General features: G+C 39.4%; 11 protein-coding genes and 1 pseudogene. 9 read left to right on the top strand and 3 right to left on the bottom strand.

What is annotated here, in order from left to right; genetic code table 11:
- Nucleotides 1-203 precede the first annotated feature (203 nt).
- From J4856_RS01990 to J4856_RS01960, 7 genes are all read left to right on the top strand, one after another.
- A complete protein-coding gene (locus J4856_RS01990) occupies nt 204-2,084 on the top strand; it encodes an IS1634 family transposase (protein WP_065367839.1) in 1,881 nt (626 codons plus the stop codon).
- 134 nt (nt 2,085-2,218) lie between these two features.
- Entirely contained in the window at nt 2,219-2,926 is a 708-nt protein-coding gene (locus tag J4856_RS01985) for an SDR family NAD(P)-dependent oxidoreductase (protein WP_025839906.1), read from the top strand.
- Between the two features lie 303 nt (nt 2,927-3,229).
- Complete coding sequence (gene gmd / locus J4856_RS01980) at nt 3,230-4,321, top strand: GDP-mannose 4,6-dehydratase (protein WP_025839907.1); 1,092 nt, start codon at nt 3,230-3,232, stop codon at nt 4,319-4,321.
- A 125-nt stretch (nt 4,322-4,446) separates the two neighbouring features.
- Nucleotides 4,447-5,649: a GDP-L-fucose synthase family protein gene (locus J4856_RS01975; protein ID WP_025839908.1), complete on the top strand. Its 1,203-nt coding sequence runs from the start codon at nt 4,447-4,449 to the stop codon at nt 5,647-5,649.
- Nucleotides 5,650-5,738: 89 nt separating this feature from the next.
- Nucleotides 5,739-7,850: a prolyl oligopeptidase family serine peptidase gene (locus tag J4856_RS01970; RefSeq protein WP_025839909.1), complete on the top strand. Its 2,112-nt coding sequence runs from the start codon at nt 5,739-5,741 to the stop codon at nt 7,848-7,850.
- A 138-nt stretch (nt 7,851-7,988) separates the two neighbouring features.
- Complete coding sequence (locus J4856_RS01965; RefSeq protein WP_025839910.1) at nt 7,989-8,753, top strand: YaaA family protein; 765 nt, start codon at nt 7,989-7,991, stop codon at nt 8,751-8,753.
- 43 nt (nt 8,754-8,796) lie between these two features.
- The gene (locus J4856_RS01960; protein ID WP_025839911.1) at nt 8,797-8,994 is read left to right on the top strand and encodes a hypothetical protein; all 198 of its coding nucleotides are present in this window, start codon (nt 8,797-8,799) and stop codon (nt 8,992-8,994) included.
- Between the two features lie 679 nt (nt 8,995-9,673).
- Here J4856_RS01960 and J4856_RS01955 read toward each other — a convergent pair.
- Nucleotides 9,674-11,284 carry an OmpP1/FadL family transporter gene (locus tag J4856_RS01955; protein WP_025839912.1) on the bottom strand — a complete coding sequence of 537 codons (1,611 nt, stop codon included), beginning with the start codon at nt 11,282-11,284 and terminating at the stop codon, nt 9,674-9,676.
- Between the two features lie 42 nt (nt 11,285-11,326).
- Nucleotides 11,327-12,340 (bottom strand): annotated as a pseudogene (locus J4856_RS01950) (hypothetical protein); the annotation flags it as partial.
- Nucleotides 12,341-12,456: 116 nt separating this feature from the next.
- On the opposite strand from J4856_RS01950, the gene J4856_RS01945 reads away from it, so the two are divergent.
- Entirely contained in the window at nt 12,457-14,118 is a 1,662-nt protein-coding gene (locus J4856_RS01945) for an IS1182 family transposase (protein ID WP_065367651.1), read from the top strand.
- 293 nt (nt 14,119-14,411) lie between these two features.
- Entirely contained in the window at nt 14,412-15,281 is an 870-nt protein-coding gene (prmA, locus tag J4856_RS01940; protein WP_025839856.1) for a 50S ribosomal protein L11 methyltransferase, read from the top strand.
- Here prmA and J4856_RS01935 read toward each other — a convergent pair.
- Nucleotides 15,205-16,083 carry a glycoside hydrolase family 25 protein gene (locus J4856_RS01935; RefSeq protein WP_025839857.1) on the bottom strand — a complete coding sequence of 293 codons (879 nt, stop codon included), beginning with the start codon at nt 16,081-16,083 and terminating at the stop codon, nt 15,205-15,207. The two genes, prmA and J4856_RS01935, sit on opposite strands and share 77 nt — an antisense overlap.
- Between the last annotated feature and the right edge of the window lie 82 nt (nt 16,084-16,165).

Genomic DNA, 16,165 nt, shown 5'->3' with positions numbered 1-16,165 from the left:
TAAAAAAGATGGATTTTTGTAATTATATATTAGTATTTAACCCAAGTTTAACCGGTAAAAATATTTTTCATAAATTTTCGGGATGTTTTATGTAGTATTAATTTCATAAAAGACTGATAATCAGGCATAGGGTATTGTAACGAGGAGTAAAATCTGATTTGTAGGACACCGTCATATCAAAATTATTTTGTTACTTTGCACTCATGCACGCAAATGTACAGACACGATTCAACCCTGCAACAGGCGACATGGCTCCTTATTATCGCATTAAGGAGTCATATCGTGACGTGCAGGGTCATGTACATTCGCTAATTCTGTTGAACATCGGGTTCGAGCCTTCACTTACAGCCGTACAGGTTCGAAAAATTGCATACGCACTTACCGAACGCTTCAAAAACAGAAGTACACCCTCGCTTTTCAAGGAACATCTTGACGGACTTACTCCTATTGAACAGGTAAAGGCTGATGAATGGTGGAGCCGTATGGAGAACGAAGGTGGAATTGATAGGTTTAACAAGGAAGAGCAGAAGTCGCTGAGAAAATATGAGAACTACGTTGACCTTGAGACGGCAAAATATACTGACGCAAGGAATGTCGGTGCTGAGTGGCTCTGCAAGCAGACGATAGACAAACTGCAATTAGAGGGTTTCCTGCGCAAAAACGGCTGGACGGAGAATACAATACACACAGCTTTGTCAGCATTGATTGTTCGCACAGTATATGCTGTTTCTGAACGTTCGTCTTATTATTATTTGCGTGATAACTCGGCTGCTGGTGAACTTTATAGTGGAGTTCCTGGCTGGACACCAGGAATCAATTCTCTGTATAAAGTCACTGACAAATTATATGAACTAAAGGAACAGTTAGAGCGTCATCTGTGCAACGTTACTGACGATCTCTTTAATATAGACAACAAGTTGATGCTCTTCGACTTAACCAACTTCTATTTCGAGGGCAGCAAGCGTAACAGCAACAAGGCCAAGTTCGGCCGATCAAAAGAAAAACGCTCTGACTGTAAGCTACTTGTACTTGCACTATGTATCAATAAAGAAGGTTTTATACGTTATTCTTCTATCTTGGAGGGTAATACAGCAGACCCTAAGTCTCTGCCCAATATGATTGATACGTTAGCAAAGAGGAATCCATCACGGACAAAAGATACGCTCGTTGTCATGGATGCAGGTGTTGCCACGGAAGAGAACTTGGAGCTGATCAAAAGAAAAGGTTACAATTATCTCTGCGTATCCCGTACAAAGATGAAGGACTATACGCTCAGTGATGATAACAAGAGTGTTACGGTAATGGATGCCCGTCGGCAGAAAATAACGCTGAAAGAGGTTAAGACAGAAGATGACAAGGATTATTATCTCGAAATAACATCTCCTTCGAAAGCTATGACAGAGTCGTCTATGAACAGGGTCTGGAGAGAGCGTTTTGAGATGGAACTGAAGAGAATAAACGATGGAATCTCCAAGAAAGGTGGAACAAAAACCTATGAAAAGGTTGTTGAACGTACAGGACGTGCCATACAGAAGTACCCATCTATAGCGAAGTTCTATCAGATAAGCTACATAAAAGATGAGAAGAAACCCAAGCAGATGCTGCGCGTAGACTGGGAGATAAAAGACCTCTCTGCAATGGAGTCCGGTCACGGAGTCTACTTCCTCCGCAGCAATGTCAGGACACTTTCTGAGCGTGTGACATGGGAATACTACAATCTCATTCGTGAGATAGAATGCACGAACAGGCAACTTAAGAATGACCTCAACCTCCGTCCTATCTATCATCAGAAAGATGAGCGAAGCGACGCACACCTCTTCTTCGGTTTATTAGCCTATTGGGTGGTAAACACCATCCGCTGTCAATTAAAACGAGAAGGAGAATCCTGTTACTGGACTGAGATTGTACGACGTATGAGCACCCAGAAGCTCGTCACAACAAAAGGGAAAAATCCATTAGGTGAGAACATCGAGATGCGCCAATGTAGTAGTCCTTCGAAGCAAGCAAAACAGATATACGATAAGTTGAACTTAAAACACTCACCATACAAAAAGAATAAAATTTGTAGGACACAGAGTCCATAAGAAAAACGAGGAGAGTACGGTGACTGCAAGAAATAGGCGAAAGTGGGGGTTAAACTTGGGTTAAGGCTATTCTCTGAATAAAAGATGTATCTTTGTGGCAGTAGTATTAAATTGATAAACATAGAAAAACAAATATGGCAAAAGTATTGGTAACAGGTGCTAATAAAGGCATTGGCTATGGCATCTGTAAGTTTTTAGGCAAGAGTGGTTGGCAAATAATCGTTGGTGCGCGCAATGCAAAACGTGCTGAGGAAGCGATAAAGTCATTAAAAGCAGAGGGTGTTGACGTTCTGGGCTGGCAATATGTCAACCTGTCAGATAATTCCTCCTTAGAACAAACAGCTAAGGAAGTAAAAGAGAAATATGCTGACTTGGAACTATTAGTGAACAACGCTGGTATTCCGGGAGATATGGAAGTCCCAAGTTATGAGTCAGAGATGCAGGATGTCAAAGACACAATACAAGTAAACTACGTCGGTACATTCTGCTTGACAAAGGCGCTTATCTCATTACTTTCTGCCAATAAAGGACGAATTGTGAATATCACAGTACCTTCGGAGGTAAGTCCTTATTGGCACCCTATGGCTTACGTGACCAGCAAGGCAGCGCAGAATGCTATGACTAGTATTATGGCAATGGAATTTGAAAAGAATAATATACCAATTGAAATCTTCAACATTCATCCTGGTGCGACAACAACCGACTTGAATAATCATTATACAGGACCTGGTTCTCATTCCATAGATGTTGTCAGTGAGAAAATAGCAGAGGTTATTAATGATGGTAAGAAGCACCAAGGAGAGTTTATAGAGCTTTATCCTATTGTTGATGAAGGACGTTAACACGCTAACTAAGGGCTTCACAAGTATTGAGACATCATTTTGATAATTGATTATTACTACGCTTGAAGAATGAGCACAAACTTCTTTCTAAAGGATAAATATAATAAGAAATATCAAGTATGAAGAATCAAAAGATAAGCCAATAAGATTATAGATTTTAATATAATGGGGCATTTCTATTGTCCATTTTGAAATAAATAAATCTAATCTTAAAGTTTATTAGTTGCAAATAGATATAGTATTAATATTAATTTGTATCTTTGTGCTATCATTGAGAAAATTATAAACTCAAAAAAAAATACAATGCAGAAAAAAGCACTTATTACGGGTATTACAGGCCAGGATGGTTCTTATTTAGCAGAGTTGTTACTCGAGAAAGGTTATGATGTGCATGGCACAATTCGTCGTTCATCAGTTGACTTCCGTGAGCGTATTGCTCATTTGGAAGGACGTCCTAACTTCCATTTACATTATGCTGACCTTAGCGACTCTATGAGTATCCTCGGTGTTATTAGTAAAGTGCGTCCTAACGAGATTTACAACCTTGCCGCACAAAGCCATGTACAGGTTAGTTTCGATTCTCCAGAATTTACTGCAGATGTTGATGCTGTAGGTGTATTGCGTATTCTTGAGGCTGTTCGTCAGTTGGATTTGACAAAGACATGTCGCATCTATCAGGCATCAACTTCAGAGTTGTATGGTAAGGTTGAGGAAGTTCCACAGAACGAAAATACTCCATTCCACCCCTATAGCCCATACGCTGTCGCTAAACAATATGGCTTTTGGATTACAAAGGAGTATCGTGAGGCTTACAATATGTATTGCTGCTCTGGTATTCTCTTTAATCATGAGAGTGAGCGTCGTGGAGAAACATTCGTTACACGTAAGATAACCCTTGCCGCAGCACGTATCAAGCAGGGCAAGCAAGAGAAACTCTATTTGGGTAATCTTGGTTCTCTTCGCGATTGGGGATATGCTAAAGACTATGTAGAGTGTATGTGGTTAATCCTACAGCAAGACAAGCCTGAAGACTTCGTTATTGCAACTGGTGTTCAGCATAGCGTACGTGACTTCTGCTATTATGCATTTAAACGTGTTGGTATTGAACTTGAGTTCCAAGGGGAAGGTATGGACGAAAAGGGTATTGATAAAGCTACAGGAAAAGTACTTATTGAGGTTAGCCCTGACTTCTATCGTCCTACTGATGTCGTCAACCTTTGGGGTGATCCAACAAAGGCAAAGGCAAAACTTGGATGGAATCCTAGCAGCACTAGCTTTGAGGAACTTGTCAATATCATGGTAGATAGCGATATGGCAAAGGTTGCATCAGAAGGTGCAGCTGAAAAGGTTAGAACAAACCTTGAAGAATATTTGGAGAAGGGTATCGTTAAGTAAATTTCCCTTTGACTCATTCTCTCGTCTGCAGAGAGATTATTACCGCTTATGCTGATAGTTGGCGATTCCTTTTATCGCTCACTATCAGCTATTATTACTTTTTATCGTCTATTCAAAAGTACAAAATGAATAAAAATAGTAAAATATATATCGCTGGACACAATGGTTTGGTTGGTTCTGCAATATGGAACAATCTTCTTCAACGTGGCTATACAAATCTCGTAGGAAGAAGTCATAAAGAACTTGACTTAACAGACCAGCAGGCTGTAAAACGTTTCTTTGATGAAGAGAAACCTGATGCTGTTGTTCTTGCTGCAGCCTTTGTAGGAGGTATTATGGCAAACTTCCTTTATCGTGCTGACTTCATCATGCAGAATATGAAGATACAATGCAATGTAATAGAGCAGAGTTATCTCCACGGAGTAGAAAAACTCCTATTCCTTGGTAGTACATGTATCTATCCTAAGAATGCACCACAACCAATGCGCGAAGAGTACTTGTTGACTTCTCCTTTGGAATATAGCAACGAGGAGTATGCCATCGCAAAGATTGCCGGATTGAAGATGTGTGAAAGCTATAACCTTCAGTATGGCGCAAATTATATAGCTGTCATGCCAACAAACCTCTATGGTCCTAATGATAATTTCCATTTGGAGAACTCACATGTCATGCCAGCAATGATGCGTAAGATTTATCTCTCGAAACTTATTCATGAAAACAACTGGGAGGCTATTCGTAATGATATGGACAAACGTCCAATAAACCCAACTGATAAGTTGCGTGCAGAGATAGGTGAAGGTAATGTTGATGGAAAAAACACTCAGGAACGTATCTTGAAAGCACTCGCCTTCTACGGTATAGAGGATAATAAGGTAACCTTATGGGGTGATGGAAGTCCATTACGCGAATTTCTTTGGAGTGAGGACATGGCAGATGCCAGTGTTCACATCTTGCTAAACGTAGATTTCAAAGACATCATTGACATAGAAAAATACTCAAGTGTGTTCTATGGTGCAAAGATTGATGGAGCAGTCGATCGTAATAACTCTGAAGGGCGTGGTGGTGCAATCCCATCATTGGGTGAGATTCGTAACTGCCATATCAATGTTGGAACTGGCACGGAACTTACTATCAAGGAACTTGCAGAACTTGTTAAGGAGACCGTGCACTTTGATGGAGACATTATCTGGGATACTACGAAACCAAATGGTACTCCACGTAAGTTGATCGATGTTGAGAAATTACATAAACTAGGCTGGACACACAAAGTGGAAATCAAAGATGGTATTGAGAAACTCTATGAGTGGTATCAAGAAAGCTTAAGATAATTTCTTATTAGGCTTATTAGACCGTTGGGCTAATAAGCCTGATATATCTAAATTCTTGACAGAAAACATTCATTTCAAATCTTTACTATATGAAACAATTATTATTAACCGCAGCATTATTGTCTGCCACAAGCATGATGGCACAGAAGCTAACGTATCCACAAGCACCAAAGGATGGAACAGTAGATACCTATTTTGGTGTTAAAGTTGCCGATCCTTATCGACCATTAGAGAACGACAGTTCGAAAGCTACTGCTGAATGGGTAGCTGCTGAGAACAAGGTTACACAGGAGTATCTCTCTCGTATTCCATTCCGTGGTAAGCTCCTTAAACGTATGAAGGAGTTAGCAAACTATGAGAAAGTATCAGCGCCTTCTTACATTAAGTCTATTGGCAAATGGCTTTTCTACAAGAATGATGGTCTGCAGAACCAAAGTGTTCTCTACATAATGGATCGTCTTGGAGACGAGAAAAACGCACGTGTATTCCTTAATCCTAATCAACTTTCAACTGATGGAACTGTTGCTTTGAAGGGTATTTACTTTTCTAACAACGGAAAGTATGCGGCCTACTCTATCTCACGCAGCGGAAGTGACTGGCAAGAATTCTATGTGATGGATGTTAAGACTGGGAAACTCCTTGAGGATCATATTACTTGGGCAAAGTTCTCTAGCGCTTCTTGGCAAGGAGATGGTTTCTATTACAGTGCTTACGATGCTCCTCAGAAAGGGCATGAATTTAGTAATGTAAATTCTATCCAGAAAATCTACTATCACAAGATAGGTACCCCACAGTCTGAAGATATCCTTTTCTATCAGAATCCAGCAAATCCAATGCGTTTCTATTCTGTAGGTGTAAATGAGGAAGAAACGATGATGTTCCTTTATGAAAGTGGTGCAGGCTCTGGTAATAATGTTTACGTTCGTGACCTCCGTCAGCCAAATAGCCAGTTCATTCAAATGACATCAAATCTTGAGATGCAATATAGTCTTGTTGAGACTATTGGCGATAAGATGTATTTCCTTACCAATGATGGCGCACCAAAGAACCGATTGATGGTTACTGACCTCAAACATCCTGGTTTCAGCGAGTGGAAGACACTTGTACCAGAATCAAAAGATATGCTTGAAGGCGTTACTTTTGCTGATGGCAAGATGATTCTCAACTATATGAAAGATGCTTCCAGCCACGCATACGTTTATTCAATGGATGGAAAACAACTCTCTGAGATAAAACTCCCTACATTAGGTAGTGCAGGTTTCTATGGTGAGAAGGACCGCAAGGAAGTTTTCTATTCTTTCTCTTCATTCACCGTACCAACTACAATCTACCAATACGACCTCAGCACAGCAAATAGTAAGGTTTATGCTGCACCAAAGGTTAAGTTTAAGGAATCAGACTACGTTTGTGAACAGGTATTCTATCCAAGTAAGGATGGAACTAAGATTCCTCTCTTCATCACTTATAAGAAGGGGTTAAAGCGTAATGGAAAGAACCCTGTATTCCTCTATGCTTATGGTGGCTTTAATGTTGCGTTGACACCTTACTTCTCTTCTATACGCATTCCTTTCATTGAAAATGGTGGTATCTATGCTCAGGCCTCTCTCCGTGGTGGTAGTGAGTATGGTGAGGAATGGCATGTAGCAGGTACGAAGATGAATAAACAAAACGTTTTTGATGACTTTATCTCTGCAGGAGAATGGCTTATAGAAAACAAATACACAAGTAAGGATTATCTTGCTATTGTTGGTGGTTCTAATGGTGGATTACTCATTGGTGCTTGTATGACACAACGCCCTGACCTATTCAAGGTTTGTATCCCACAGGTGGGTGTAATGGACATGTTGCGTTATCATAAGTTTACTATCGGTTGGAACTGGGCACCAGACTACGGAACAAGTGCAGACTCAAAGGAGATGTTCGATTATCTTCACAGTTACTCTCCACTTCACAACCTTCGTCTTGGTACTAAATATCCAGCGACTTTGATTACTACTGCCGACCATGATGACCGCGTTGTACCTGCTCATTCTTTCAAGTTTGCAGCCACATTACAGGCATACAATGCTGCTGATACTCCAACTCTCATCCGCATTGATTCGAAAGCGGGTCACGGGAGTGGTAAGCCATTGTCTAAGCAATTAGAAGAACAGGCTGACATCTACGGCTTCATCCTCTATAATATGGGACTGAAATATTAGGCGTTGAGAGGAGTTATACCTGTTCATATAAACAAAAAGAAACATCTAGGAATGGTATAACTCCTCAAAGTTATATGTTTTATTTGTCCATAAAAATATTGTTATCATTCGATATAAACCTCTTAAGTTTCAAATCCAATGCAGATTTTATTAGCATCAGCTAAAATAATGAATAGTACCAATTCGGTACAAACCCCTGAAACTCATCTGCCTCGTTTCCATAAGGAAGCGAGGCAGATGGCATTAGAGATGGGAGAACTTTCTGTTGAAGAGCTTGCAAAAGTAATTCCTTGCAACGAAAAGATTGCTCTTGAAAATAAGCTACGCTATCAGGACTTTTTCAATGATGAGGCTTTTCTTCCTGCACTCCTTGCCTATTACGGACAAGCATATAAATGTCTTAAAGCGCAAGAATATAGTCAAGATGACTTCTCGTATGCTGACAAACATCTTTGGATAACAAGTTTTCTTTATGGTCTTTTACGTCCTTTGGACCTTATCCATCCTTACCGACTTGAAGGAAAAGCCAAACTCCCATCAGCTGAAGGGAAAAACATGTTTGCCTACTGGAAACCTTATCTCACAGATATACTCGTTGATGCGGTGAAAGCTGACGATGGCATCCTTGTGCATTTGGCAACAGAGGAATTTCAGCATCTCTTCGATTGGAAACGAATTCTAAAGGAGGTTCAAGTTATTCAACCACTCTTTATGGTTGATCAAGGGAGCCGCTTGAAAGCTGTTAGTGTCTATGCAAAGAGCTGTCGTGGTGCTATGACTAGTTTCATACTCCGCAATCAACTGGCTAAACCAGAGGAGTTCTTAGCCTTTGAATATGATGGCTTTAACTATGACAAGAACTATGGAGATGAAAGTCATCCTCATTTTATATTAAAAGTTTAGTTAGGAAATACACCTTATTATATATTTTAAAATCAAATTTATCATGTCAATAAAAGAATATCGTCAACAAATTCTCACCTCCTTACTTGCTAAAACTAATAGTAAGGGTGAGCCACGTTTTGATGAACCATCAGCAAAAGAACTACTCGCTCAACTTTCAGACGAGGAGCTAGAGGAAGGAATCTTGTTTAACACCCCTGAGGATGTAGCCGAAATCTTATCGGAAGTGGGTACCCTGTAAACTCCTTGTAAAGGCAACAAAGGAACTATTGGCTATGTACAGTATTTGATTATGGTCTCTCGCATCTTCTTATTAGATGGAGTTAACCCTCCGCACATTTGGTGCATACCCTCCGCACAATATGTGCTAAGCACCCGCACCATACGTGTCAAGCACCCGCACAATTTTAGTTATGCTCATTTTAATTTTCTCAGGGTGTTGGGTATTAATGTTTACCTGTGTATTCCCTTTCTCTTTGTGCCATTATATAAACGAAGAGTTACTTCATTGTTCCGTATATCGAAAGTATAAAAAGAGAGTCTTTGTAAAATAGATTCTTCTTTTACCAAGCAATCGACAAACATAATTTGCTGTCACTTCTGTCATTTATAATATACAATCAACTTATTGTATTTCAGCAAGATAAATTAAATGTTAAAAATGACAGCAAACCGAAATAAAACTTTCTTTTGTTTTATATAATATGTTTTTTCTTCTTTGGAAATACTTACTATTCCAATTTTTCCGAAGATTAGAAGTATTTATTTTATAGGCACTTTAAGCATTTTTCTCAACTTGTACCATCTTAACCATGATTTGTCATAAATAAAAGACTTCAGATAGCGTTTATTCTTACTAAAAACAAAAAAGGTAAAAGAGTTTTTACTCTTTTACCTTTTATGTATTCACATGTATTTTCTTAGAAACGATAGCCCAATGTAAGGAGTAACTGACTTCTGTTGTTCTTTACATCAGCACTTGTTGCTATGTTTGACTCTTTCACAGATGTAGTACCAGAAGGAACAGAAATATCTCTAATATTAGAGAATGGAGCAAAAGAACCATTCTGTGCACTGTACTGATAAGCCAAATCAATATTGAACTTCTTAACCTGATAACCAACACCTAATGTAAAGCGGTTGATTGCGCCCCAGTTTGTGTAGTCTGTTGTTGAAGCATACGATGTACCTAAAGAAGCAAGACCTGGATCTTTCTGCGCATCACTTACATATTTTGGACTTACATAGTTGTAACCCAGACGTAAAGCAACATTACTTACTGGTTTGTACTCAACACCTAATTTTAAAGTGCTAACACCCTTCAATGCTTCTTTAGTGTGTGCATTCATAACGTTGTCAGGACTTGATGACTCGTAGTACTCATTATAGTAATAATCGTAGTAGCCGCCATCGTTGACTCTGCTATTGATATCAGCGTAGTTCTCATACTCGTATGTTGCACCCAAAGCAAGATAATTGCCAATAGTATGTCCAAGGGAGAGGCCAAACTTCCATGGTGTCCACATCTTGAAGTTGTATGAGTTAGATACATAAGCATTTTTACTTGTCGTACCTTGAGCATAGACAAGACCAGTAACATTTGATGTTGTTAGGTCATACCAAGTTGGCGATTTCACGTATGCACCAATTCTGAATGGAGACTCAGCTACTGGACGAACGATAACACCAGCTGTGATATCAAAACCTGAACCCGTTACCTTTCTCTCGTCACGAACAACAGCTCCACCATTATTGAAATTCTCACGATACTCACTATATCCCTTGTAATGAATATCTTTCATACCGAAGGTAAGACCGAGATAAACCCTGTCATTGATATTGCCACTCACAGCAAAGTCGTAGTTACCAATATAACCTGTATGAGCACGATCAAGCGTGTATCCCGTTGCCCTCTCATAATTATAAATTCCTGTACTTCCAGGAATCAATTTATTCCAATAAAGGTAATCAATCTGACTCCAAGTATATGCTACATCTGATGATTTAGCATCTACATAACCAATATTCTGACCATCTTTATTTTTATCTACATTAAAGCCACCCACTTTCTGATCACCAAGCATACCCTTAATATATGACTGCTTATTTTGTGAACTTCCATTCAAAGAGCCTGCAGCATTAAGGATATAATCAAAGTTCTTACTCTTATGATAGTTGAAACCAAAGTTAAGGAAAGACTTCTGACCAGTACGAGTAGTATAGACACCACCAATCTGATCAAAACTCAGATTAGTCTTCTTGCCATTAGAGAACTCCTTACCATCTGATTGCATAAGAAGACCAGCACTGAGACTAACATTGCTGTGACGGAACAAACCGATACCAGCTGGGTTAGAACCGATAGTAGAAATATCAGCACCCAAGGCTTCCATGGCTCCACCCATACCAACGTAGCGTGCAGTACCATTCAAGTCCTCTCCTGCTAACTTAGCATTCTCGTACGTCTCTTGTGCATTTGCAGACAAAGCTGCAAACAAAGATACTGCAAAGAAAATATATTTACTCTTCATATCTGATATCCTTTATTAATTAAACATTCATTATCCTAAATATTATCTATGACCACCAAAGGCACTACGTGAACCACCAACGCTGCCACCGCCACCAGAATATGAACCGCCAAAGCTACCACCACTTCTTGCACCACCAAAAGAACTTGGTGAAGGCTGTGAGAATGTTGAGCGTTCTGGCTGAGAATAAGTGCGTGTTTGATTCTCATAACCATTCTGACGTGCACCACCAAAGCGGTCATAATAATTGTTCATATCGTTACGTGGAGCAGCTGTATTACCATACTGGTTTACATTTCCACGACGAGTTGAGTAAACAGATTGTCCATTGCTATAGACATTACTTCTTGTCTGAGAGCCAAAGTCTCTTTGTGAACTACCCCAATGATTAGCAGTACCTGTATGCCCATTGTAAGTATAGTAGCCACTTCTTCCGTAGCCATAATAAGGATAGCCACCATAATAGCCATAATATCTTCCCCAAGGGTTGTACCAGCCGTAGCCCGCATAGCCATAATAGTAAGGATAACCACCATAATAACTATAATATGGGTAGCCACCATAGTAGCTGTAATATGGGTAACCTCCATAATAGCCATAATATGGATAGCCGCGATAATAACCATAATACCAAGGGTCGTCCCAGCTATCATACCAACCACCATAATAAGGTGAATTCCATCCCCAACCCAAATAAATTGAAGACCGACCTGCAAACCAAGGATCATAATATCCACCATAGAAGCCATCGAAACGGCTCATTCGTCTGCTATATGCGAAATCATCCTCGCCACTCTCATACTTGCGTGTAAAACCTCCATAGATAGTATCAAGTACTACAGAGTCACCATGTTGTGTAGAGATACGTGACATAAAAATGTCGTTGCCCAAAGAATCAACACCAATTTTCTTATAGTTGTATTTTCCACGACGATTATATTCATCGTTAGACTTGCCAATACCGCTATAATATGCGGGGCGATCTTCCTCTATCCTATTCTGTTGATAAGCAGACTGCTCTACCTTTGACGGAGTGAAATAAAGGTCATCTTGTGAGGGTGTGTCAAAATGTACACATCCTCTTTTTTATGCACAAAGCCCCGACTTTCTCAAGCCAGGGCTTTGCTATTTCCTAAAGTTTTTGTACCTTTAGGCATTAAAAAAATCTCATTATGACAAAGATACACTTTCGTTCTTACATACACAAGAAAATGATTCTTTTTCCTCAAAGAATCGATAAGGATATCGCAGAAGATGCCCCTGTTCGTCTTTTAGACGCCTTGGTGGATAATCTTATGTTGGATAATGTCTACAAACTTTATAAGCCCAGTGGTCGCAAGCCTTATCATCCACAAATGATGCTTAAGGTGATTCTTTACGCCTATATGAATAATATCTATTCCTGCCGTCGTATAGAGTCACTTCTCAAGCGTGACATTCATTTCATCTATCTGGCAGGATATGAGCAGCCTGATTTTATTACCATCAATCGTTTTCGTAATCGTGTGAAAAAGGAAATCAACAATATATTCACACAAGTCGTATTAGTACTTGCAGCCAAAGGTTTGATAAGTCTTGACGTTGAATATATTGACGGCACAAAAATAGAATCGAAAGCTAACAAGTATACCTTCGTTTGGAAGAGAACCGTGGAAAAGAACCGCACCAAGTTGCAGGAACAAATACGCACACTCTTGCTTCAGGTTGACGATGTCATTGCGCAGGATAATGCCGCTAAGAAAGAAGGTATTGAGTTCACTGCAGCTCTGCTTGATGAGATATCCGAGGAATTGAACAAGTCTTTGGAATCAATCCCTAAACCTAAGACAAAAGAAGAGAAGCAGGCTGTTAGAACCAAGAAAAAACAGCTTAAAGAACTTGAGAAGAAACGTAATAAACTCCAGGAGTATGACCAACACCTTGAGATTATGGGAGAGAGAAACTCCTACAGCAAGACCGACCCTGATGCCACGTTTATGCACATGAAGGAGGACGCTATGCGGAACGGACAGACTAAGCCTGGATATAATCTGCAGATAGCAACGGAGAACCAGTTTATCACCGACTTTGCACTCTATGCCAATCGTACCGATACACTCACACTACCTTCTTTCTTGGAGTCTTTCAAATCACGCTATCATCGTTATGCCAAGACAGTCGTAGCCGATTCAGGGTATGGCTCCGAGGAGAATTATCTGTTCATGGACGTACATAATATGGAAGCCTATGTGAAGTATAACTACTTCCATAAAGAGCAGCGTCCACGCTACACACCTAACCCATTCAGTCCCGCAAGCCTTTATTATAATAAGGAACAGGATTTCTACGTCTGCCCTATGGGACAGCACATGAGGCGTATAGGTATGAAGCGTTCCCTAACCTCTAATGGATTCGTTACTTACAGCGTACGTTATCAGGCAGAACACTGTGATGGTTGTCCGTTGAGAGGCTCATGTTTTAAGGCAAGAGGGAACAGAATTATAGAAGTAAACCACCAACTACAGCACTATAAACAAAAGGCACGGGAACTACTGACCTCGGAAGAAGGCATCAAGCATCGAGGACGAAGGTGCATAGAACCTGAAGCTGTTTTTGGACAAACAAAATATAATAAAGCCTACAAGAGGTTTAGGCATTTTGGGAAAGACAAGGTCAACATGGACTTTGCATTCTTTGCCATTGCCTTTAACATAGGAAAAATGTGCAGAAAAACTAATCTCAAGGAACTAAAAGCCATTATGGAGGTACTTTTAGTCACCTTCAGATGCTCTATACAAGTTTATATAGGCTATTTAAAGACCAATAAATCATTTTATATGAAATTAGCAGCATAGCTATAGTAAATAATGATTTATATGGTAGACAAGGTAAAGGGGGGGGGTAAAAAGAGGATGTGTCCATTTTGACACACCCTCATAGCTCCAAACAAAACTGAAAGCAAAACAAATCGTTTCATATACCTTATATTTTTTAATTATATTTATTTTTAACACCAAGAATTAGTATGTTTACAATCTTTATAGTGCAAAAATAAGACAACTTTCTTTGCAAATATACGGATTTTCCCTAATCCATGGTAGGTTTTTCCCTATTTTTTATAAATTTGCAGTATAAATTTAACACCAAGATGAAATATATACAAGTAAAGTTTACGGCAGAACCTGATTCTCAGGATGTAAGAGACATAATAGCAGCTCTTGCAGGCGAAGTTGGTTTCGATTCTTTCACAGACGAATCAGACGGACTTGTTGGATACTGTCAAGAAGATCTTTTCAATGAAGAAACACTCTCTGAAACCATTCAGCATCTACCTATTCCTGATGTAAAGGTTTCGTTTACGGTAAATCAAGCAGAAGATAAGAATTGGAATGAAGAATGGGAGAAAACTGGGTTTGATCCTATTATCATTGATAATCGTTGTGCTATCGTCTGTAAAAATATGGAGCAAGAGGCCATTTCAAAGTATCCTCAACTTGCGAACATACCGATGAAGATAGTTATAGACGCACAACAGGCTTTTGGAACTGGCACACATGAAACAACACAGATGATAGTTTCATTATTACTGAGTCAAGACCTTAAAGGCAAACGAGTTCTCGACTGTGGCTGTGGTACGGGTATTCTAGGTATTGTAGCTGCAAAATGTGGTGCAAAGGATATTGTCAGCTATGACATTGACGAGTGGAGTGTACGCAATGCAGAACACAATGCCAAACTGAATGATATCGAATTAGACGTTCTTGAAGGCGACAAACGAGTTTTGTCACATGTAAGTGGTGTCTTTGATGTCATCTTAGCAAATATCAATCGTAATATTATCCTTGATGACATTGACGAATTTGTCAGCGTCATGACGACTAATTCGAAGATAATTTTAAGTGGTTTTTATGAACAGGACGCAGAAGCGATCCTTCATAAAGCTAATGAACTTGGTCTGAAAGAGAGTCAACGCTTGTTGAATCATGACTGGTGCTGTTTGTTACTTGAGCGGGCGTAACCTCTTTTGAGATAAGTAGATGTTGCAAATCGTAGAAACTACCATTGTAGATATCTAAATCTACGTATCCCTTAATACCAGGTAGTCTGCCGGCATCGGTATGTTGCCAGAATTTCCAAGCACCTTGATATTCCATCTGATTAACATAATAATGCGCTATCCAATAAGGATAATCATCAAAGCGTGAATCCGAAAGATATTGATCTTTAAATTTATAATAGGTATAGATGATAGGTTTTACATGGTACTTATCTTCTACAATATGTAACCAAGTCAGAATGTTTTGCTGAAACTCTTCAGTGCTAATGTTCTGTGGTTTATGCTCAACATCGAGTACGGGTGGGAGATCACCTGGCTGAAGATGAACCATTGCGAGGAAGAAATAAGCCTGACGACGTGCAGAAGAGTTATTGCTCCAAAAATGATAGACTCCACGAATAAAGCCTGACTCTTTTGCATTATAGAAATTATCTCTGAACATCGCATCAACATGATTATCACCCTCTGTAGATTTTATTATAACAAAACGTATAGGTGAACGATCAATCAACGCATTCCTGAGTCGGTTCCAGTTAATCGTACCTTGATAACGACTTACATCAATTCCATAAATCGTATATCCTTCTGGATAATCAGGGTCACCATAGATAGCACGCCATCTGAAGCCTGTAGGTGAAACAAAAAAGAAATAAAATAAATAACTATATACTACAGCAACACACACTCCTCCAACCCATTTCATCCAACTTGGCAGATGCGCCCAAGTTTTTAGTAGTGAATGAAGTACTTTGGAAATAAACATGTTCTTGCTTTAGGGTAATTTGAAGTTTTACTTAAACTCTGTGTTAACTTGTATTTTACAAACTCTTCTCATGAATGAGGAA

The organism is Prevotella scopos JCM 17725 (assembly GCF_018127785.1).
Lineage (GTDB): Bacteria > Bacteroidota > Bacteroidia > Bacteroidales > Bacteroidaceae > Prevotella > Prevotella scopos.
The sequence above is the reverse complement of the archived record's forward strand: the minus strand, read 5'-3'. Positions and strand labels throughout refer to the sequence as shown.

Coding starts and splice junctions, on each gene's coding strand:
- J4856_RS01955 (WP_025839912.1), bottom strand. CDS start 11,284: ATGAAGAGTAAATATATTTTCTTTGCAGTATCTTTGTTTGCAGCTTTG.
- J4856_RS01935 (WP_025839857.1), bottom strand. CDS start 16,083: ATGTTTATTTCCAAAGTACTTCATTCACTACTAAAAACTTGGGCGCAT.
- J4856_RS01960 (WP_025839911.1), top strand. CDS start 8,797: ATGTCAATAAAAGAATATCGTCAACAAATTCTCACCTCCTTACTTGCT.
- J4856_RS01990 (WP_065367839.1), top strand. CDS start 204: ATGCACGCAAATGTACAGACACGATTCAACCCTGCAACAGGCGACATG.
- prmA (WP_025839856.1), top strand. CDS start 14,412: ATGAAATATATACAAGTAAAGTTTACGGCAGAACCTGATTCTCAGGAT.
- J4856_RS01970 (WP_025839909.1), top strand. CDS start 5,739: ATGAAACAATTATTATTAACCGCAGCATTATTGTCTGCCACAAGCATG.
- J4856_RS01965 (WP_025839910.1), top strand. CDS start 7,989: ATGCAGATTTTATTAGCATCAGCTAAAATAATGAATAGTACCAATTCG.
- J4856_RS01975 (WP_025839908.1), top strand. CDS start 4,447: ATGAATAAAAATAGTAAAATATATATCGCTGGACACAATGGTTTGGTT.
- gmd (WP_025839907.1), top strand. CDS start 3,230: ATGCAGAAAAAAGCACTTATTACGGGTATTACAGGCCAGGATGGTTCT.
- J4856_RS01985 (WP_025839906.1), top strand. CDS start 2,219: ATGGCAAAAGTATTGGTAACAGGTGCTAATAAAGGCATTGGCTATGGC.
- J4856_RS01945 (WP_065367651.1), top strand. CDS start 12,457: ATGACAAAGATACACTTTCGTTCTTACATACACAAGAAAATGATTCTT.